Source organism: Saccharopolyspora antimicrobica, assembly GCF_003635025.1.
In the GTDB taxonomy this organism is placed as follows: Bacteria; Actinomycetota; Actinomycetes; order Mycobacteriales; family Pseudonocardiaceae; genus Saccharopolyspora; species Saccharopolyspora antimicrobica.
In genome coordinates this window covers 6,087,962-6,107,356 of record NZ_RBXX01000002.1, presented here as the reverse complement: position 1 = coordinate 6,107,356, position 19,395 = coordinate 6,087,962, and the positions used below count along the sequence as shown (strand labels likewise).

The 19,395-nt window shown below is 70.4% G+C and carries 22 protein-coding genes; 14 read left to right on the top strand and 8 right to left on the bottom strand.

Annotation, left to right across the window (positions count from 1 at the left end; all coding sequences use genetic code 11):
* Positions 1-2: 2 nt before the first annotated feature.
* Positions 3-833: an NmrA family NAD(P)-binding protein gene (locus ATL45_RS29070; protein ID WP_093156665.1), complete on the bottom strand. Its 831-nt coding sequence runs from the start codon at positions 831-833 to the stop codon at positions 3-5.
* A gap of 81 nt (positions 834-914) precedes the next feature.
* On the opposite strand from ATL45_RS29070, the gene ATL45_RS29065 reads away from it, so the two are divergent.
* The 5 genes from ATL45_RS29065 to ATL45_RS29045 all read left to right on the top strand — a co-directional run bounded on the left by ATL45_RS29065 (position 915) and on the right by ATL45_RS29045 (position 3,533).
* Positions 915-1,814 carry an AraC family transcriptional regulator gene (locus tag ATL45_RS29065; protein ID WP_093156667.1) on the top strand — a complete coding sequence of 300 codons (900 nt, stop codon included), beginning with the start codon at positions 915-917 and terminating at the stop codon, positions 1,812-1,814.
* Positions 1,815-1,902: 88 nt separating this feature from the next.
* Positions 1,903-2,130 carry a hypothetical protein gene (locus ATL45_RS29060; RefSeq protein ID WP_093156668.1) on the top strand — a complete coding sequence of 76 codons (228 nt, stop codon included), beginning with the start codon at positions 1,903-1,905 and terminating at the stop codon, positions 2,128-2,130.
* 62 nt (positions 2,131-2,192) lie between these two features.
* Entirely contained in the window at positions 2,193-2,474 is a 282-nt protein-coding gene (locus ATL45_RS29055) for a metal-sensitive transcriptional regulator (protein ID WP_093156857.1), read from the top strand.
* A 35-nt stretch (positions 2,475-2,509) separates the two neighbouring features.
* The gene (locus ATL45_RS29050; RefSeq protein WP_143121719.1) at positions 2,510-2,866 is read left to right on the top strand and encodes a hypothetical protein; all 357 of its coding nucleotides are present in this window, start codon (positions 2,510-2,512) and stop codon (positions 2,864-2,866) included.
* Between the two features lie 82 nt (positions 2,867-2,948).
* A complete protein-coding gene (locus ATL45_RS29045) occupies positions 2,949-3,533 on the top strand; it encodes a DUF305 domain-containing protein (protein ID WP_093156671.1) in 585 nt (194 codons plus the stop codon).
* A gap of 42 nt (positions 3,534-3,575) precedes the next feature.
* On the opposite strand, the gene ATL45_RS29040 is transcribed toward ATL45_RS29045, so the two are convergent.
* Entirely contained in the window at positions 3,576-3,857 is a 282-nt protein-coding gene (locus ATL45_RS29040; RefSeq protein WP_093156858.1) for a metal-sensitive transcriptional regulator, read from the bottom strand.
* A gap of 370 nt (positions 3,858-4,227) precedes the next feature.
* Here ATL45_RS29040 and ATL45_RS29035 point away from each other — a divergent pair, with 370 nt between their 5' ends.
* Both ATL45_RS29035 and ATL45_RS29030 read left to right on the top strand, forming a co-directional pair.
* On the top strand, positions 4,228-5,490 hold the full coding sequence (locus tag ATL45_RS29035) for a multidrug effflux MFS transporter (protein ID WP_093156673.1): 1,263 nt from the start codon (positions 4,228-4,230) through the stop codon (positions 5,488-5,490).
* Between the two features lie 73 nt (positions 5,491-5,563).
* Positions 5,564-6,373 (top strand): SAM-dependent methyltransferase, encoded by an 810-nt coding sequence (locus tag ATL45_RS29030; protein WP_093156674.1) that lies wholly within the window; start codon positions 5,564-5,566, stop codon positions 6,371-6,373.
* 108 nt (positions 6,374-6,481) lie between these two features.
* Here ATL45_RS29030 and ATL45_RS29025 read toward each other — a convergent pair whose 3' ends face one another.
* Positions 6,482-6,754 carry a GlsB/YeaQ/YmgE family stress response membrane protein gene (locus ATL45_RS29025; protein WP_093156676.1) on the bottom strand — a complete coding sequence of 91 codons (273 nt, stop codon included), beginning with the start codon at positions 6,752-6,754 and terminating at the stop codon, positions 6,482-6,484.
* Between the two features lie 245 nt (positions 6,755-6,999).
* On the opposite strand from ATL45_RS29025, the gene ATL45_RS29020 reads away from it, so the two are divergent.
* A complete protein-coding gene (locus tag ATL45_RS29020) occupies positions 7,000-7,302 on the top strand; it encodes a hypothetical protein (RefSeq protein ID WP_143121720.1) in 303 nt (100 codons plus the stop codon).
* A gap of 60 nt (positions 7,303-7,362) precedes the next feature.
* Here the strand turns inward: ATL45_RS29020 and ATL45_RS29015 are convergent, their stop codons facing one another.
* The 3 genes from ATL45_RS29015 to ATL45_RS29005 all read right to left on the bottom strand — a co-directional run bounded on the left by ATL45_RS29015 (position 7,363) and on the right by ATL45_RS29005 (position 8,450).
* Positions 7,363-7,578 carry a hypothetical protein gene (locus ATL45_RS29015; protein ID WP_143121721.1) on the bottom strand — a complete coding sequence of 72 codons (216 nt, stop codon included), beginning with the start codon at positions 7,576-7,578 and terminating at the stop codon, positions 7,363-7,365.
* A 272-nt stretch (positions 7,579-7,850) separates the two neighbouring features.
* Positions 7,851-8,120 (bottom strand): SHOCT domain-containing protein, encoded by a 270-nt coding sequence (locus ATL45_RS29010; RefSeq protein WP_093156680.1) that lies wholly within the window; start codon positions 8,118-8,120, stop codon positions 7,851-7,853.
* A gap of 126 nt (positions 8,121-8,246) precedes the next feature.
* Positions 8,247-8,450, bottom strand: coding sequence for a hypothetical protein (locus ATL45_RS29005; RefSeq protein ID WP_093156682.1), 204 nt, complete (start codon positions 8,448-8,450; stop codon positions 8,247-8,249).
* A gap of 119 nt (positions 8,451-8,569) precedes the next feature.
* Between ATL45_RS29005 and ATL45_RS29000 the strand changes: the two genes are divergently transcribed.
* From ATL45_RS29000 to ATL45_RS28975, 6 genes are all read left to right on the top strand, one after another.
* Positions 8,570-9,538 (top strand): GlxA family transcriptional regulator, encoded by a 969-nt coding sequence (locus ATL45_RS29000; RefSeq protein ID WP_093156683.1) that lies wholly within the window; start codon positions 8,570-8,572, stop codon positions 9,536-9,538.
* A gap of 811 nt (positions 9,539-10,349) precedes the next feature.
* Entirely contained in the window at positions 10,350-14,069 is a 3,720-nt protein-coding gene (locus tag ATL45_RS28995; RefSeq protein WP_177242042.1) for a nitrate reductase subunit alpha, read from the top strand.
* Complete coding sequence (narH, locus tag ATL45_RS28990) at positions 14,069-15,637, top strand: nitrate reductase subunit beta (protein ID WP_093156685.1); 1,569 nt, start codon at positions 14,069-14,071, stop codon at positions 15,635-15,637. The genes ATL45_RS28995 and narH overlap by 1 nt, the downstream gene beginning before the upstream one ends.
* Positions 15,634-16,245, top strand: a complete 612-nt coding sequence (gene narJ / locus ATL45_RS28985; protein WP_093156686.1) for a nitrate reductase molybdenum cofactor assembly chaperone — start codon at positions 15,634-15,636, stop codon at positions 16,243-16,245. Before narH ends, narJ begins: the two co-directional genes overlap by 4 nt.
* A complete protein-coding gene (gene narI / locus ATL45_RS28980; protein WP_170210385.1) occupies positions 16,242-16,973 on the top strand; it encodes a respiratory nitrate reductase subunit gamma in 732 nt (243 codons plus the stop codon). The genes narJ and narI overlap by 4 nt, the downstream gene beginning before the upstream one ends.
* A 3-nt stretch (positions 16,974-16,976) precedes the next feature.
* The gene (locus ATL45_RS28975; RefSeq protein WP_211841319.1) at positions 16,977-17,927 is read left to right on the top strand and encodes a tellurite resistance/C4-dicarboxylate transporter family protein; all 951 of its coding nucleotides are present in this window, start codon (positions 16,977-16,979) and stop codon (positions 17,925-17,927) included.
* On the opposite strand, the gene ATL45_RS28970 is transcribed toward ATL45_RS28975, so the two are convergent.
* Both ATL45_RS28970 and ATL45_RS28965 read right to left on the bottom strand, forming a co-directional pair.
* The gene (locus ATL45_RS28970) at positions 17,875-18,351 is read right to left on the bottom strand and encodes a DUF7144 family membrane protein (RefSeq protein WP_093156688.1); all 477 of its coding nucleotides are present in this window, start codon (positions 18,349-18,351) and stop codon (positions 17,875-17,877) included. The genes ATL45_RS28975 and ATL45_RS28970 overlap by 53 nt on opposite strands.
* Positions 18,352-18,479: 128 nt before the next feature.
* Positions 18,480-19,361, bottom strand: coding sequence for a LysR family transcriptional regulator (locus ATL45_RS28965; RefSeq protein ID WP_093156690.1), 882 nt, complete (start codon positions 19,359-19,361; stop codon positions 18,480-18,482).
* Positions 19,362-19,395 lie beyond the last annotated feature (34 nt).

Sequence of the window (19,395 nt, the reverse complement as noted above, 5' to 3'; positions counted from 1 at the left end):
CCTCAAGCCCACGCACCCGCTGCTGCAGCCGCGGCGACGTAGGAGTCGAAGTCGCGCGGCGCTCGGCCGAGCACGCGCTGGACCCCATCGGTCGGCTCCGCGAGCGTGCCCCGGCGCAGCAGGTCGAACATCGCGGTCAAGGCGTGCGCCGCCTCTCCCGGAACACCTCCGGCGACCAGTTCCGCCAGGTACTCCGGCGAGGTCAGCTCGACGAATCGGACCTCGCGCCCCGATGCCGTTGCGATCGACTCGACCGCCGTCGCGAAGGTCAGCGCCCGTGGACCGGAGAGCTCGTAGACCTGACCCGCGTGGCCGTCCTCGGTCAGCAACGCGGCTGCGACGTCCGCCACGTCGGCCGCGTCGACGAACGGCTCCGGGACATCACCGATGGGCAGGGCCAGCCGCCCGGCCACGACCGGCGCGTGGAACAGGTCCTCGTCGAAGTTCTGGTTGAAGTTGTTCGGCCGCATGATCGTCCAGTCCGCACCGGAGTCCCGGACCGCCCGCTCGGCCGCGATCATCGATCGCCCGAAGGCGGAGTCCCCGTAGGTGTCGGCACCTCGACCGGACAGCACCACGAACCGCTCGACACCCGCCTCCACCGCCAGCTCGACGAAGGGCGCCACCGGTTCGACCTCCTCCGGCACCACCAGGTACACCGCGGTGGCGCCGCTCAGGGCCGCCAGCCAGCTGGACCGGTCGGCCCAGTCGAACCGCACGTCGGCGGACCTGGACGCCGCGCGCACCTGCTCACCCGCCGCGCGCAGCCGCGCGACCACACGTCGTCCGGTCTTGCCGGTCGCACCGAGCACGAGGATCGTTCTTCCCGTCATACCGGCAAGTCAAGCCAGCAACGGCCCGGGCGGCCATCGCTGGTGATCTCGCGGTCATGTCCGTTCGTCTATGTTGACCCCATGGACGTGCTCACCGGTCTGCTCCGAGGTATCCGGGCCGAGAGCACCTTGTTCCGCCGAGCCGAACTGCCCGCACCGTGGTCGTCGAACTCTCCGGGAGAAGCGTCCCTGGCCCTCTGCGCCGTGGTCCGCGGTCACGGGTGGCTGCTGCCCGGCAGGGGCGAGCCGACGCTGCTGGAGGAAGGCGACGTCGCCATCTCGAGTGAACCGTTCTCCGTGGTCAGCAGCCTCCCGTCCGCCGAACGCGCGGCGGACGGCCACACCGTGCTCCTGCTCGGCGGTTACCAGCTGTGCAGCAACTCCGGCCGCCGGCTCGTGGACGCGCTGCCACCCCTGTTGGTCTTGCCACACGACGGTTGCGACCCCGTTCTCGAGTTCGTCGCCGCCGAGGTCGCCTCGATCAAGCCGGGCCAGGACGCCGTGCTCGAACGATTGCTGGACTGGTTCCTGCTGTGCGCGCTCCGCGCTTGGTTCGACCGCCCGGAGGCGCTCCCATCCGCTTGGCACCGGGCGCTCTCCGATCCGGTCGTCGGCCTCGCATTGCAGGCCATGCACGAAGAACCGGCCAGGCCGTGGACGGTCGCTTCGCTGGCCGAGCACTCCGGTGTTTCCCGGGCCACGCTGGCCAGGCGGTTCACCGCGCTGGTTGGTGAACCGCCGCTGTCCTACCTGACCGACTGGCGGATGTCGTTGGCGACCGAGCTGCTGGCCGAACCCGGCGCAACGGTCTCCTCGGTGGCCAAGCGCGTGGGCTACGCCGACGGCTTCGGCTTCAGCTCGGCGTTCAAACGCGCCAGGGGGATCAGTCCGAGCGCGGTCTCCGCAGGCCGGGGGCCTCGTTCCGGCCGGCTGTGCGCGCCGACGCACCTCCCGCCGCAGCCGGCAGCGGACGGCCGGTGACCACCGAGCAGAACACCCGCTTCGCAAGGGTGCTCCGCCCAGCCACCTACACTCGGCGGTGGACGCGAGCAGGAAGGCCCCGCTAGAGATGAGCAAGAGTCAACTCACCACCGTGCTGGTGCGCACGCTGCTGTTCTTCGTCGTCGCGGTGGTGCTGGGCTTCATCTCGGGCTGGCAGATCTACGCGATCATCGCGGTCGCCCTGACCGGTGGCGCGGCGCTGGTGCAGCTGGGTGGCGTGCTGTGGCTGGCGCGCGCCGAGCGGGAGCAGCCGGAGGCGGCGAAGGGACCGGTCAAGCCGGAGGGCTTCCTCTGATCGGCTTTGCCGAGCATTACCCCCCTGGGGTATAAAGGAGGCAGAACTCCGGGGAGGTGCCGATGCACGGGTACGCGCACGACAAGGACAACTACGCCAAGCGGCTGCGGCGGATCGAGGGCCAGGTCCGCGGCTTGGCCCGGATGATCGACAACGACGAGTACTGCATCGACGTGCTCACCCAGGTCTCGGCCACCACCAAGGCCCTGCAGGCCGTCGCACTGGGCCTGCTCGACGAGCACCTCAAGCACTGCGTCTCCGAAGCGCTCACCGAAGGCGGCGAGCAGGCCGAGGACAAGATCCGCGAGGCCAGCGACGCGATCGCCCGACTGGTGAAGTCCTGACGACCGGCAAACCCAACCCCGGTATGGTGGGCAACGTGCGCGAACGTCCGGGGCTGCTCCGCTGGGGCCTACTGCTGGTCCTCGCGTTCTGCGTGGTCCTGATGCACCACGTCCCGGCGCAGCAGCACGAGCCGGCGCACCAGTCGGCCGCCGCCGTGCAGACCGCGGCGGTCGAGCACCACGAGCCGCCGGCGGACTCCGGCCACGGCGCGCTGCACCTGTGCCTGGCGATCATCGCCGGATTCCTGGTGCTGCTGCTCCCCCAACTCCGGCGCGCCCTCCGGGCCGCGGCCGAACTGCCGAGGGGCCTCGCCGTGGCCCTGCCGGTGCTGCTCCCACCACCTCTGCCCGTACCGCGAAGACTCGCGGCGCTGTGCGTGCTTCGTCGCTGATCGGCGGCTGATCGGCCGCGGCCTCCACGTCGTGGCTCGATGACGCATGCCCGATTCAGCACATGGAAAGACGAGGACAACGATGAAGCGCACGCGCGCATTCGCCGCCGCGATCACCGCGGTGGCCGCGATCGCACTGGCTGGCTGCGGCAACGGAGGAACCCCGCCGCCGGAGGCCCCGGCGAGCCAGGAGCAGGCGGCGAGCAACGCCGCCGACGTCACCTTCGCGCAGGGCATGATCCCGCACCACGAGCAGGCCATCGAGATGTCGCGGCTCGCTCCGGAGCGCGCCGAGTCGCAGCAGGTCAAGGACCTGGCCAAGCAGATCGAGGCCGCGCAGGGACCGGAGATCGCCACGCTCAACGGCTGGCTGGGCGAGTGGGGCGCCGGGCCCGGCTCGAGCACCGACCACAGCGCGATGGGTCACGGTGACATGGGCGGCATGATGACCGGCGACGAGATGAAGCAGCTGGAGCAGTCCAAGGGCGCGGAGTTCGACCGCATGTTCCTGGAGCTGATGATCAAGCACCACGAGGGCGCCGTGACGATGGCCCGGACCGAGCTGTCCGACGGCCAGTTCCCGGCGGCCAAGCAGATGGCCCAGCAGATCATCGACACCCAGCAGGCCGAGATCGACACCATGCGCGCCCTGCTGTCGCAGAGCTGACGCCAGGCCGGGGGCGGCCGACCGCCGCCCCCGGCCCACCGCTCAGGACTTCACCAGGCGGGCGATCGCGTCGCTGGCCTCCTTGACCTTCTCGTCCGCGTTCTGACCGCCCTCGGCCAGCGCTTCGGCCACGCAGTGCTTGAGGTGCTCGTCGAGGAGCCGCAGGGAGACCGCCTGCAGGCCCTTCGTCACCGCCGAGACCTGGGTCAGGATGTCGATGCAGTACTTGTCCTCTTCGATCATCCGCGCCAGGCCGCGGACCTGGCCCTCGATGCGCGCCAGTCGTTTGAGGTAGTTGTCCTTGTCCTGGGTGTATCCGTGCATCGCCCGCTCCACTTCACCGGCCTGGCCAAACCTGGAAATTCTACCCTCCGCGGGGCACCGGGTGGAGCCCTCTTCGCGCAGGTTGCTCTCCGGCTCGATTCCCAGGATCCGGGAATCGAGCCGGACGCCACCCGCATTCCCCGACCGTCAGAATTCATCATTCCTTTACCGAAAACCTGGAATACGTCCACAATAGACATTTAGCTCGGTTAACTTGATGTGCGGAAAATCCCGAAATCGCAATGGAACCGGCGCGTTGTAGCTCGCATCACAGCAATTCTCCCGCCATTGCGGGAACAAAGCGATCGCGATCACCGCTAAAGAGCGCGTCAGAATCTCCCACCCCTCGCGGTGAGTTCGAAAGGCAACAATGGACAACGTTGCGGTGCAGAGCCCTCCGGCGGCGCGGGACGCACGACCTGCCGCGAAAGAGCCGACCGGGTTCGACCGATTCCGGGTCATCGTCGTGCTCGGGGCGCTGATCGCCCTCGGCCCGCTCACCATCGACATGTACCTGCCCGCGCTGCCCGCCATCGGCAACGAGCTGGCGGCCAGCGCCTCCACGGTGCAGCTCACCCTCACCGGCACCCTGCTCGGCCTCGGCATCGGCCAGCTCCTGATCGGCCCGTTCTCCGACATCGTCGGCCGCAGGCTGCCGCTGATCATTGGAACCGCACTGCACATCCTGGCGTCGGTGGCGTGCTTGTTCGCGCCGAACATCGCCGTGCTGGGAACGCTGCGCACGCTGCAGGGCGTCGGCGCGGCCGCCGCCATGGTCGTCGCGCTGGCCGTGGTCCGGGACCTGTTCAGCGGCCGCGCCGCAGCCACCGCGCTCTCCCGCCTGATGCTGGTGATGGGCGTGGCACCGATCCTCGCGCCGAGCCTGGGCGGCGCCATCCTCCTGACCGGCTCCTGGCGCGGCGTGTTCGGCGCGCTGGCGATCATCGGCGCGGTGCTGCTGGTGGTGGCGATCTTCGCGCTCAAGGAGTCGCTGCCGCCGGAACGCCGCCAGGCCGCGCAGTTCCGCCCGGTCCTGCGCACCTACCGGCAGCTGATCACCGACCGCGACTTCGTGCTGCTCGCCATCGTGGCGGCGCTGGCCATGTCCGCGCTGTTCTCCTACATCTCCGGCTCGTCGTTCGTGCTCCAGGAGCAGTTCGGCCTCGACCAGCAGGCGTTCGGCCTCGTCTTCGGCGTCGGTGCGGTGGCGCTGATCGGCGCCTCGCAGTTCAACGTCGTGCTGCTCAACCGCTACAGCCCCAAGCAGATCGTGTTCGCCGCGCTGGTCGCGGCCACCGTGGCGGGTCTGATCCTGACCGCGCTGACCACCACCGGCACCGGCGGGCTGTACGGGTTCATCGTGCCGCTGTGGCTGGTGCTGGGCGCCATGGGATTCGTCCTGCCCAACGCGCCCGCGCTCGCGCTCTCCCGGCACGGCGAAGCCGCCGGGACCGCGGCCGCGCTGCTCGGCGCCGGGCAGTTCGGGCTCGGCGCGCTGATCGCGCCGCTGGTCGGCGTGCTGGGCAACGACGGCCCGGCGATGGCGATCACCATGACCGGTGGCGCGGCGGTCGCGCTGCTGGCCCTGGGCGTCGTGGTCCGGCTGGGCGGCACAGCCGAGCCGGCGGTCTAGCCCGGGCATAACGGACACGATTAACATCACGGCTGGGCGGGTGAAGCACCGCCCAGCCGTGAGGAGGAACTGGATGTCCGAGGTGTCGCCGGAACACGGGCACATCGACCTGGAGACGCCGAACGCGGCGCGGGTCTACGACTACTACCTGGGCGGCGACCACAACTTCGCGGTGGACCGGCAGATGGCCGAGGAAGCGATCGCGATGTGGCCGGACCTGCCGCTGGTGATGCAGGCCAACCGCGCCTTCCTGCGCCGCGCCGTGCAGTTCTGCGTCGAGCAGGGCATCGACCAGTTCCTCGACCTGGGCTCGGGCATCCCCACCGTCGGCAACGTGCACGAGGTCGCCCAGCAGGCGGCGCCCGGCGCGCGGGTGGTCTACGTGGACACCGATCCGGTCGCGGTCGCCTACAGCAAGAAGCTGCTGCACGACAACCCGGACGCCGCGATCATCGACGCCGACATGCGCGATCCGGAGCGGGTGCTCGGCAGCCCGGAGGTCGCCGAACTGCTGGACCTGAGCCGGCCGGTTGCGGTGATGATGGTCGCAGTACTGCACTTCGTCCCGGACCGCGACGAGCCGTCGAAGATCATCGCCCGCTACCGGGAGGCGATGGCGCCGGGCAGCTTCCTGGTGATCTCGCACGCGTCCAACGAGGGCCGTCCCGACGTCGCCCCGGCGCACGCCGACCTCTACCGCAAGCGCACCACGACGCCCCTGACGATGCGCTCGCAGGCCGAGGTGACCGGTTTCTTCGACGGGTTCGAGCTGGTGGAGCCGGGAGTGGTCTTCCTGCCGCAGTGGCGCCCGGTGGCCCCGGGCGAGGTCGGCGAACACCCGGAGCGCCTGACCGGGCTGGCCGGAGTCGGCCGCAAGCCGTGACCGGCACCGCGGTGCCGTGAGCGCGGAGACCGGCTTCCGCGCGCACGGCACCGCGCAGTCCAGGGGAATTCCGGCGAACCGGTTTCCCCTGGTCTCGCGGCACGACGGTTACGAGCGGATCCGGCGCTTGCGGCCGGTGACCTTGTTGTAGATCACCAGCACGATCACCGCGCCGATCACCGAGCCGATCCAGTTCGCCGGTTCGAAGCCGCGCAGGCCGACGGTGAGCAGGCCGAAGAGGAATCCGCCGACGACCGAACCGGCGATGCCGAGCAGGATCGTCCGCACCAGGCCGATGTCGTCCTTGCCCGGCACGATCGCCCTGGCGATGAAACCCGCGACCAGGCCGAAGACGATCCATCCGAGGATGGTCCAGAACATGCCTCTCCCCTACTTCCCGGGTTCGGTGGCAACCAACATCACCGCCAGGTTACTCGCCGGTCGCGATCACCGGACTCGTCCGGGCCCCCGGAGTCCTCAGTGGACTGCGCAGCCGCGAACCGCCCCGGAAACGGGCAATCGGGTGATCTAGCTGCCGATCGTGGCGATCAACAGCACAAGGACCACCCATGTGGGTGATCTTCGTCGCGGGGAAACCGCTTTTCCAGCGCATAGACTTCCGCCTCGTGACTGCCCAGCACAGCACGACCGAGGCGGCCCTGCGCGACGCGGTGGACACAGCCCTCATCGACCTACTGACCGCACAGCACAACCCGGCTGATCGGGCCCAGCAGGAGCTGAGCCGCGCAGTCGACATGCTCGACCAGCACCCGCAGATCGAGGTCTCCGCCGATGCGGCAGCCGCGGTCCGCACCGCGGCCGAACACCTCGCCCACGGCTCGCCGGAAGACGCCCGCACCGCACTGGTGACCGCCCGCGGCAGGCTCTCCCAACCGGGATCCCGCCTGGCCTCCCGCAACGCGCGCTGACCCGCTCGCGCGGACTCGTCGAACCGGGCGTTCCTCCGCGCCGGTTCGACGATCACGCGGTCACTGCGGCACCGGTTCGTCCTCCCGGACGGCACCGGTGTCCGGGACGCTGCCCCGCCGCAGTCGGTCGGCGAGTTCGTCCAGGAACCAGTCCAGCACCGATTCGGCCATCTCCACGTCCGCCCTCGAACCGGAGTCGAGGGCTTGCTTGCGGGCCAGACCGGCGATCCTGATCTCCTCGCACAACTGCTCGTGCGGGAGCTCACTGCACCTCATCAGATCCATCGCAGACCACTCCCGTGGTCGATCGAGCGACCGGGAACCGGCGCATCCGCCCAGCCCGACCGCTCCCCCCAGTGTTGTGCCCCGGACCGAGCCGAGGCGTGGTGCCGCACGGCTTCGTGCACACCTGTATCGACAGTAACTCCCCGGCGAGAAGAACGCGCTCCCCCGAACGGGGATATGTTGGAAATTCACCGTCATATTTCCGAGACTGGTCCGTTCCCAACGAGGTGGCCGCCGGCGGGCGCCAGCGGCCACCGTCGCGATCAGCCAAGGCCGCCGAGTCGTTCGCGGTACTCCTCGGAACTGATCTCACCCCTGGCGTAGCGCTCGGCGAGGATCTCCTTCGCCCGCTCGGCAGCGGACAACCGGCGCGGGCGGGCGCGCATCGCCGACCAGCTGGCGACCACGACCAGCGCGACGATCAGCAGCAGGAAGAACAGCCCGATCGGCCACCCGGGCCCGCCGGGCGGGCCGTGCCCGCCGGGCGGGCCGTGCCCGCCGGGCCCCCACTGCATCAGGAACTCGGTCACCATCACAACACCTCCGAAACCCGGTCCAACGTCGGATCCAGCTTCGGCCCCGTGAGGTTCCGCGTCGTCCGTCAGCGAGCGGCAATCGCACTACCGCACCCGACGTACAGCGCTGGTGCAGCGGCCAGTTCAGTCCTGAGTGGATTCGTTCGGGCACGGCGGCAGGACGCCACCGCGCAGCTCCCAGCGCCGGGTGACCGGATTGCGGACCCAGCGCATCGCGGCGTCGGCCTCCCACGGCTGCAGATCCGCCAGGTAGCGGGACCACAACCAGCACTGGACCGCGAAGTAGCGGCGGAGTCCGGGCAACGGCCTGCCGAGCGGAGTGTTCATGGTGGGTCATCCCTGCTGGCTCTCGGGTGCGCTGGAACCAGCCTGCGATGCGCCGAATCCCGCCGACAGCGGCAGCAACGCCAATGTGCGGCAAAATCCTGCCAGCTACCGTGGTGGGCATGTTGCGCAGCGTGGCCGCGGTCGTGCTGGACGACGTCGCACCTTTCGAGCTGGGCGTGTTGTGCGAGGTTTTCGGCCTGGACCGGACAGCCGACGGGGTGCCGCCGGTGGACTTCCGCATCTGCGGGCAGCGCCCGGGTGAACCGGTGCGCACCTCGGTGGGGATGCAGGTGGTTCCCCCGCACGGGCTCGACGAGCTGGCCCGGGCCGACGTCGTGGCGGTACCGGCCGCGCAGATCCGCGACCACTACCCGCCGGAGGTGCTCGACGGGCTGCGAGCCGCCGCAGCGCGCGGGGCGACCCTGCTCTCGGTGTGCTCCGGCGCTTTCCTGCTCGGCGCGGCGGGACTCCTGGACGGTCGCCGGTGCACGACGCACTGGTACCACGCGGCCGAGTTCCGCCGCCGCTTCCCCACCGCCCAGCTCGACCCCGACGTGCTCTACGTCGACGACGGGGACGTGGTGACCAGCGCGGGAACCGCCGCCGGGATCGACGCGTGCCTGCACCTGGTGCGCCGCGAACTGGGCTCCACTGCGGCGATGCGGATCGCCCGCCGCATGGTGGTGCCGCCGCAGCGCGACGGCGGTCAGCGGCAGTTCGTCGACCTGCCCGTCCCCGACTGCACCGGCGCCAGCCTGGAGCCGGTGCTGGCCTGGATGCGGGAAACCCTGGACGTCGAGCACAACGTGGCCGGCCTCGCCGCCCGCGCGCGGATGTCACCGCGCACCTTCGCGCGCCGGTTCGTCGCCGAGACCGGCACGACGCCGAACCAGTGGCTGGCCACCCAGCGCATCCTGCACGCCCGCCGCCTGCTGGAGGACACCGAGCTGGGCATCGAGCAGATCGCGCGCGAGTGCGGGTTCAGCACGGCCGCCCTGCTGCGGCACCACTTCCGGCGCATCGTCGGCGTGCCGCCGCGCGACTACCGCCGGACCTTCGCCCGGAGCACCGAACCACTACCGCGATGACGCGCAGCCGAAGCGCGTGGGAGGCAGGGACATCCGGCCGCTCCTGAGAGAACCCGCGGCACCAACGCCGCAGGTGAGAGCACCGACTCGGAGCCCATCAGGCAGATCTGCCCCCGCGCGGGCCGTCGATGATCATCCGATCGAGCGACCGAAATAAGCTCGAAAATCCGTTCGATCTGATGCCATCATGGTCACAGCCGCTTGATCGCAGCCAGCAAGCCCGGACACCTCACCAGCCCGGACTCCACTGTGGACATACAGGGGGAGCCGAGCCGGAGACAAGACCCTCACCCGAAGCCGCCCGCCACCCTGCCGCAACACCGGCGCCCCACACCCAGACACCCACTACTCCATCCGCCGAACCGACTCAACGCGACAAACGGCAGCAAGACGACCCGTTAGCCGCAAAAATGACCTGCAACCACCAAAAGTCGTAAGCCATTCGGAAGCGCATTCATTGCGCCGCCGGACAAACACGCACACCAATCAAGCGAAACCACCCATACAGGACATTAGGAGCGCTAATGGATGTCAAACAAAGACTTGAACAATTCTTGGGACTTCACGCCAGCCAGTCCCACAGTCAGCCATACCTGCAGGTCAGGGAGCCCTTAACCGTGCCGAAACAATGGAACATCGCCACAAAACCGGCCAGCTTCGCGACGCTCGCAAACCGAACACGGGGCGTTTTCACCCGTTTACCACCAGTGAACATTCCCACTTTCGACCACATTGGCAGGCCACGTCCGGCGGTCGTAAATTCGATCCGGGCACCACCTGTCGCAATTCCTCAAAGGGATCGGAGATCAGTATGTGCGCAGCACCCATCAGGGATCCGAGCAGCGGATCCGGCTGGTTCTCCCGGCTCCGGGCCGACGGCGGCGGAGCGGCGGGCGACGCGCTGCTCCAACTCGGCCGCTTGCTGTCGAGGGAAGACGTCTCGGCCGACATGCGGACCGTCTTCCGCGCTGGGGGCCGGGAGGGCGACGCCTTCTACCGGGACCGCTGGAACCACGACAAGGTCGTGCCCTCCACGCACGGCGTGAACTGCACCGGCTCCTGCCGGTGGAACGTCTACGTCAAGGACGGGATCATCACCTGGGAGACCCAGGACACCGACTACCCGTCGGTGGGCCCGGACCGCCCGGAGTACGAGCCGCGCGGCTGCCCGCGAGGTGCCTCGTTCTCCTGGTACTCCTATTCCCCCACCCGCATCCGCTACCCGCACGCGCGCGGCGTGCTCGTCGAGATGTACCGCCGGGCCAAGGCCGCCACCGGTGACCCGGTACGCGCCTGGGAGTCCATCGTGGACGATCCCGAGCTCCGGCAGCGCTACCAGCGGGCGCGCGGCAAGGGCGGCCTGGTGCGGATCTCCTGGGACGAGGCGCTGGAGATGATCGCCGCCGCGCACGTGCACACCATCGCCGCGCACGGCCCGGACCGGATCGCCGGGTTCTCCCCCATCCCGGCGATGTCGATGGTCTCGCACGCCGTCGGTTCCCGGTTCATGTCGCTGATCGGCGCCCCGATGCTGTCGTTCTACGACTGGTACGCCGACCTGCCGGTGGCCTCCCCGCAGGTGTTCGGCGACCAGACCGACGTGCCGGAGTCCGCGGACTGGTGGGACGCGGCGTACCTGATGATGTGGGGCTCCAACGTCCCGGTCACCCGCACCCCGGACGCGCACTTCATGACCGAGGCCCGCTATCGGGGCCAGAAGGTCGTGGCGATCTCCCCGGACTACGCCGACAACACCAAGTTCGCCGACGAGTGGCTGGCCCCGCACCCCGGCACGGATGCCGCGCTGGCGGTCGCGATGGGCCACGTCGTGCTCAAGGAGTTCTTCGTCGAGCGCCCCACCCCGTTCTTCACCGACTACGTGCGCCGCTACACGGATCTGCCGTTCCTGGTGGGCCTGGTCGAGCGGGACGGCGCGCTGGTGCCGGGCAAGTTCGTCACGGCCGCCGACCTGGGGCGGGCGGGCGCGAACGAGCAGTGGAAGACCGTGCTGCTCGACGACGCGACCGGTGAACCGGTGGTGCCCAACGGCTCGCTGGGATTCCGCTGGAACGACGAGGAGTCCGGGCGCTGGAACCTCGACCTCGGCGAGATCACCCCGCGGCTGAGCCTGCACGAGCACCCGCACGAACCGGCCGAGGTGCTGCTGCCCCGCTTCGATTCCCCGGACGGGGCCGGAGCGGCGATCACCCGCGGCGTGCCCGCGATGCGGCTGAAGCCGGACGGGCCCCTGGTGACGACGGTGTTCGACCTGTTGCTCGCGCAGTACGGAGTCGGCCGCGAAGGGCTGCCCGGAAAGTGGCCCACCGACTACGAGGATCCCGAGCCGGGCACCCCGGCCTGGCAGGAGCAGATCACCTCGGTGCCCGCCGCGCGCGCGGTGCGGATCGCGCGGGAGTTCGCCGACACCGCGATCCGCTCCGAAGGCCGGTGCATGATCCTGATGGGCGCGGGCACCAACCACTGGTACCACTCCGACGAGGTGTACCGGACGTTCCTGACGCTGCTGCTGCTCACCGGCTGCCAGGGCCGCAACGGCGGCGGCTGGGCGCACTACGTGGGCCAGGAGAAGGTGCGCCCGCTGACCGGGTGGGCGACGCTGGCCGGCGCGGCGGACTGGCACCGGCCCCCGCGGCAGATGATCGGAACGGCCTGGTTCTACCTGCACACCGGGCAGTGGCGCTACGACGGCCTCAGCACCGACGCGCTGTCCTGGCCGGGAGCCGCGGGCACGCTCAGCGGGACGACGGCGGCCGACTGCATCGCGCGCTCGGCGCGGGCCGGGTGGATGCCGTCCTACCCGACGTTCGACCGCAACCCGCTGGACCTGGCCGACGAAGCCGAGGCCGCCGGGCTGGACCCGGTCGAGCACGTCGTGCGGGAACTGCGCGCGGAGCGCCTCGGCTTCGCCTGCGAGGATCCGGACGCCCCGGCGAACTGGCCGCGCGTGCTGACCGTGTGGCGCTCCAACCTGCTCGGGTCCTCCGCCAAGGGCAACGAGTTCTTCCTCAAGCACCTGCTGGGCGCCGGTGCGAGCCCGCGCTCGGCGGAGCCGGAGCAGCCGCCCGCCGAGGTGCACCGGGCGGAAGCCGCCGAGGGCAAGCTGGACCTGCTGCTGTCGCTGGACTTCCGGATGACCAGCACCACGCTGTTCTCCGACGTGGTGCTGCCCGCCGCCACCTGGTACGAGAAGCACGACCTGTCCAGCACCGACATGCACCCCTACGTGCACTCGTTCAACGCCGCGGTCGACCCGCCGTGGCAGTGCCGCACCGACTTCGACGCATTCCACGGCATCGCCGCGAAGTTCAGCGAGCTGGCCGCCACCCACCTCGGGGTGCGGCGGGACGTGGTGGCCACCGCGATCGGCCACGACACGCCCGGTGAGCTCGCGCAGCCGGGCGGGGTGCTGCTGGACTGGCGCAGCGGCGAGGTCGATCCGCAACCCGGCCGCACCATGCCCGCGCTGACGGTCGTCGAGCGGGACTACCCGGCGGTGGCTGCGAAACTCGGCGCGGCCGGGCCGCTGCTGGACAAGCTCGGGGTGACCACCAAGGGCTGGACCGTCGAGATCGACCGCGAACTGGCCTGGCTGGGCAGCGCCAACGGGCTGGTCACCGCGGGCCCCGCCGCCGGGCGGCCGCGGCTGGACACCGACCGCCGGTTCGCCGATGCCGTGCTCGCGCTGTCGGGCACCACGAACGGCCGGCTGGCCGACGACGCCTTCCGCGCGCTGGAGCGGCGCGTCGGCCGCCCGCTGACCCACCTCTCCGAGCACCACCGCGGGCACCGGGTGACCTTCGCCGACACCCGGTCCCGCCCGGCACCGGTGGTGACCAGCCCGGAGTGGTCGGGCGACGAATCCGGCGGGCGGCGCTACTCGCCGTTCACCATCAACGTCGAGCAGCTCAAGCCCTGGCACACCCTGACCGGCCGCCAGCACTTCTTCCTGGACCACGACTGGATGGCCGAGTTCGGCGAGCAGCTGCCGCTCTACCGGCCGCCGCTGGACCTGCACCGGCTCGCCGGGGAACGCCGGCTCGGCCCCGACGGCGCGGAAGTGGTGGTGCGCTACCTGACCCCGCACTCGAAGTGGTCGATCCACAGCGAGTACCAGGACAACCCGATCATGCTGACGCTCTCGCGCGGCGGCCCGACGTTCTGGATGAGCCCGGTGGACGCGGCGGCGATCGGCGTGCGCGACAACGACTGGGTCGAGGCGGTCAACCGCAACGGCGTGGTGGTGGCCCGCGCGGTCGTCTCGCACCGGATGCCCGCGGGCACCGTGTTCATGTACCACGCGCAGGACCGGACGGTGAACGTGCCGAAGAGCGAGACCACCGGCCGGCGCGGCGGGATCCACAACTCGCTGACCCGCGTGCAGGTCAAACCCACCCATCTCATCGGCGGCTACGCCCAGCAGACCTTCGCGCTGAACTACCACGGTCCCACCGGGAACCAGCGCGACGAGGTCACCGTGATCCGCCGCCGCAGCCAGGAGGTCGACTACTGATGCGCGTGATGGCCCAACTAGCCATGGTGATGAACCTCGACAAGTGCATCGGCTGCCACACCTGCTCGGTCACCTGCAAGCAGACCTGGACCAACCGCGACGGCGTCGAGTACGTGTGGTTCAACAACGTGGAAACCCGCCCGGGGCAGGGATACCCGCGAGCCTACGAGGACCAGTCCAAGTGGCGCGGCGGGTGGGAGCTGGACCGGCGGGGACGGTTGAAGCTGCGCGGCGGCGGCCGGCTGCGCAAGCTGGCGACGCTGTTCGCCAACCCGGACCTGCCGGAGCTCGACGACTACTACCAGCCGTGGACCTACGACTACCGGACGCTGCTGGAAGCACCGCTGGGCGAGGACGTTCCGGTCGCGCGGCCGACCTCGGCGGTCACCGGCCGCCCGACATCCGTCCAATGGGGACCGAACTGGGAGGATTCGCTCGGCGGCACCCCGGAGCACGGTGACGCCGACCCGGTGGTGGCCAAGCTGCGCACCGAGCTGGGCACCCGGATCAAGTTCGAGTTCGAGCAGTCGTTCATGTTCCACCTGCCGCGGATCTGCGAGCACTGCCTCAACCCGTCCTGCGTGGCCTCCTGCCCCTCGGGCGCGATGTACAAGCGCTCCGAGGACGGCATCGTGCTGGTCGACCAGGACCAGTGCCGCGGCTGGCGGATGTGCGTTTCCGGTTGTCCGTACAAGAAGGTCTACTTCAACCACCGCACCGGCAAGGCCGAAAAGTGCACCTTCTGCTACCCGCGGGTCGAGGTGGGCCAGCCGACAATCTGCTCGGAGACCTGCGTCGGCCGGCTGCGCTACATCGGCGTGCTGCTCTACGACGCCGACCGGGTCGCCGAGGCCGCCGCCATCACCGACGAGCACCAGCTCTACCCGGCGCAGCGCGATCTGTTCCTGGATCCGCGCGAGCCGGAGGTCGTCGCCGCGGCCGAGCGCGCGGGGATCCCGCACGACTGGATCGAGGCGGCCCGCCGCTCCCCGGTGCGCGACCTGATCTGCCGCTACCGGGTGGCGCTGCCGCTGCACCCGGAATACCGCACCATGCCGATGGTCTGGTACGTCCCGCCGCTGTCACCGGTGGTGGACGCGGTGGCCGAGACCGGGTTCGACGGGGAGGACGCCGACAACCTCTTCGGGGCGATCGACGCGCTGCGCATTCCCGTGGAGTACCTGGCCGAGCTGTTCACGGCGGGCGACATCGACCCGGTGCGCGACGCACTTCGCAGGCTCGCGGCGATGCGCTCCTACATGCGCTCGGTGAACCTGGGTGAGCCGCCGGACGAGGAGCCGCTGCGCGCGGCCGGGCTGGACGCCGCCGAGCTGCAGTCGATGTACCGGCTGCTGGCCATCGCCAAGTACGAGGACCGCTACGTCATCCCGACCGCCGGGATCGGCGATGCGCACGACCTGGAGTCGCTGGCGACGACGTGCAGCCTGGACACCGACGGCGGCCCGGGCATGGGCGGTCTGCGTTCCGGGAGCACCGATCTGGTGGTGTGGAACGGCGACGGCCGTCCGGACGGCATGTTCCCGACGGTGCGCGGAGGTGAGCGGTGAGGCGCCGGCGCCTGAACGCCCGCAGCCGCGGCCTGGTCCGCCAGATCGCCGCGTGGTGCCTGCACTACCCCGATGCCGAGCTGATCCGGCAGCTGCCGTTGCTGCGCGAGGCCACCGCCGAGCTCGGCGAGCTCCCTGCGGCCGAGCCGTTGCACCACCTGCTGGACCACCTCGCTGGGACTCCGCTGCCGGACGCCGAGCAGCACTACGTCGAGGTCTTCGACGTCAGCCCGCGCCGGAGCCTCTACCTGACGTGGTTCGTGCACGGCGACACGCGGCTGCGCGGCGGTGCGCTGGCCGAGCTGGCGGGCATCTACCGCACGCACGGCTACCGGATCGCCGACGGGGAACTGCCCGACTACCTGCCCGCGCTGCTGGAGTTCTCGGTCGCGGCCGCGGACCCGGGCGAGGCGCTGCTCGGTCGCTTCCGGCCGGCGATCGAGCTGCTGCACCGCAAGCTCGGCGAGGTCGGCACCCCATACGCCGGGGCGGTGGGGGCCGTGCTCGACGCGGTCCCGCGCAGCCGCGAGAGCGCAGCCGTGCCCGCGCAGGCGCCGACCGAGATGGTCGGCCTGCAACCGTTCCTGCTCCGGGAGGGAAGCCGATGATCAGCCCGATCGACGCGATGCTGTGGGGCGTGCTGCCGTACGTGGTGCTGGCCGTGTTCATCGGCGGCACGATCTGGCGGTACCGCTACGACAAGTTCGGCTGGACCTCGCGTTCCAGCCAGTTGCACGAGTCCCGCCTGCTGCGGGTGGGAAGTCCGCTGTTCCACTACGGGCTGCTGCTGGTGGTCGGTGGTCACGTGCTCGGGCTGCTGGTGCCCAAGGCGCTGACCGAGTTCTTCGGCGTGACCGAGCAGAGCTACCACGTGGTGTCGCTGCTGATGGGCACGATCGCCGGCTGCGCCGCGCTGGCCGGGCTCGTGGTGCTGCTGTGGCGTCGGCTGCGCACGGAGGCGGTGCGCCGGTCGTCCAGTCGCAGCGATCAGCTCACCTACGTGCTGCTGATCGCGGTGATGTCGGTCGGGTTGTGGACGACGGTGGTCGACAACGGGGTCCGCGGGCCCTACGACTACCGCGAATCGATCGGTCCGTGGTTCCGCGACATCTTCGTGCTGCAACCGCATCCTGAGCTCATGGCCAACGCACCGCTGGACTACCGGCTGCACGCGCTGCTCGCGCTCGCGCTCTTCGCGCTGTGGCCGTTCAGCCGCCTCGTGCACGCCTTCAGCGCGCCGGTGCACTACCTGTTCCGCCCGTACATCGTCTACCGCAGCCGCAGCGGAGACCGCGTCGGCACTCGCCAGGCGCCGCGCGGCTGGCAGCAGCCCTGAGCCGTGTTCATCGCGGTGGCGCACCGGGTTCCGTGCGAATCCGGTGCGGTGGTGATGGGGATCGGCATCGTGTCGGTCGCCGCGCAGTTGGCGGGCGACACGGTGCTGTCCTGGGTGCTGCTGACGGTGGCCGGAGTGGTGTGGGTGCTGCTCGGGGTCTCGTTCCTGACCCGGCTGGCCTCGGACGCGCCTGCTTGGCGCGCCGAGGCGGTTCGGCCGGGTGCGCTGACGGGTGTCGCGGCGACCGGGGTGCTCGGCGTCGGTCTCGCCCAGCACGGGTGGCCGGCCGTGAGCTGGGTGTTCCTGGCGGTGGCTGTTGTGCTGTGGGCGGCGTTGCTGCCGCGGGTGCTCCGGAATCTGAGCTCCCCGGCGGTCGGTTCGAGCTTCCTGCTGTGCGTGGCCACCCAGTCGCTCGCGGTGCTGGCCGCGAAGCTGGCCGTCGGGGCGGGTTGGATGCTGTCGCTCGCGGTGGTAGCGGACGTGCTCGGCCTCGGCTTGTACGCGTTCGTGCTGTCGCGGTTCGACTTCCGGCAGCTGGTGCGCGGCAGCGGTGATCACTGGATCGCTGGTGGCGCGCTGGCGATCAGCACGGTGGCCACCACGGCGCTGGCTTCCGCGCTGCCTGCTGGAGCGGCCGGTGCTGTCGGAGCGGGCGCGGTCGTGCTGTGGGCGATCACCTCCGCCTGGTACGTCGTGCTGGCCGGGTTGGAGCTGTTCGCGCCACGGCTGCGCTATGACTTCCGGCGCTGGGCGACGGTCTTCCCGCTGGGCATGACCTGCACGGCGACCTTCGGCGTCGCCGCGGCCACCGGGGCGGGATGGCTGATGACGGCCGCTCAGGTGCTGCTGTGGCCGGCGCTGGTCGTGCTCTGCCTGGCCGCGTGGGGCACCGCGCGCCGCGTCACGGGTGGGCTCCTCCGGTTGGCGCGCTCCGCACGACCAGCCCGTAGATGACCATCACCGACAGCGCGATGACCAGCACGGACCACAGCGGGAAGGCGGTGAGGAACACCAGGTGCCCGATCGCGCACAGCGCGGCCAGGTCGATGCCGATGAAGCGCGCCCAGCCGCGCCCGTACATCGCGCCGGCACCGACCACGACCTGCACGATGCCGAGGCCGAGCCAGATCCAGCCCCAGACCGGGTAGTCGAACGTGAGCAGCCGGTTGGCGGTGACCAGGAAGTACTCCGGGCGGGTCAGCGCGGTGATCCCGGTGATGATGTTGAAGATCCCCAGCAGACCCAGCATCGAGCCCGCGAAGGTGAGCCATCCCGACGGAGGCCGGGTTTCCGCCGAGGTGGTCAGCGCCCAGCTGCTCGGCACCGTCCCGGCGCTCTGCTCGGTCTCCGGCTGCCCTGCGCTTCGTCCGGAAGTCATGGCTCCCCCCGTTCGTTCGTGCCCCGCGCCCCTTCCTTCGCAGGTGACCACCCGGCGGAGCCTCAGGCACCGCCTGGCTGTGGCCGGGATGAGAAGGGCTCACCAGGAGTGCCCGGCGCGCGCCGGGTTCAAAAGTCCCCGGCCGTGAGCTCGTGCAGCAGTTCGACGGTGCGCTGCACGGCGGGGTGGTCGGCGACCGACTTCTTCACCACGACGTTGATCCGGCGGACGGTCGCCGGGGCCACCACGGGGACCGCGGTCAGGCCGGCGGGCAGGTTCCCGATGCCCAGCCTCGGGATCACCGTGACGCCGATGCCGGTCGCCACGAAGGGGATCGCGGTCTGGTAGTCGCGGGTCTCCACGACGAACCTGGGCGCGAATCCCGCCTCGGCGCAGGCTTCGAGCAGCACCTGGCGGCAGGCCCCCACCGCGAAGTCGTTGTCCACCCAGTGCCGTTCGGCCAGCTCGGCCAGCGGCACCTCCGCGCGTTCGGCCAGCGGGTCGTCCTCGCGAACGACCAGCAGGTACGGATCGTCGATGAGGTGGTGCACGGCGACCTGCGGCGGGTACTCGGTGCCGGGCCGCTCGACGAGGATGTCGATGTCCGGTTCGGACGGGTCGAGCTCGGTCAGCCGCAGTTCCAGCCGCAGCTCGGGGAACTCGGCGCGCAGCGCGGCCACGATCGAAGGCAGCCAGGTCGCCCCGGCGGTGCCGAAGTAGCCGATCGACAGGCTGCCGATGCGCCCCGCGCGCAGGTCGCCGACCACGCCTTCGAGCCTGCTGACCGCTTCGAACAGCGGCTCGGCTTCGGCCGCGAGCGTCAGGCCCGCGGTGGTCGGCTCGATCCCGCGGCCGACCCGTTCGAAGAGCTGCAACCCGGTTTCGCGCTGCAGCGAGGACAGCTGCTGGCTCACCGCGGAGGGCGTGTAACCCAGCGCGGAAGCGCTCGCGCGGATCGAGCCCGTCGCGACGACGGCCCGGAGCACGCGCAGTCTCGGTAGGTCGAGCATGTCCTCAAGCGTAAAGCAGCGCTTAACGGTTTGG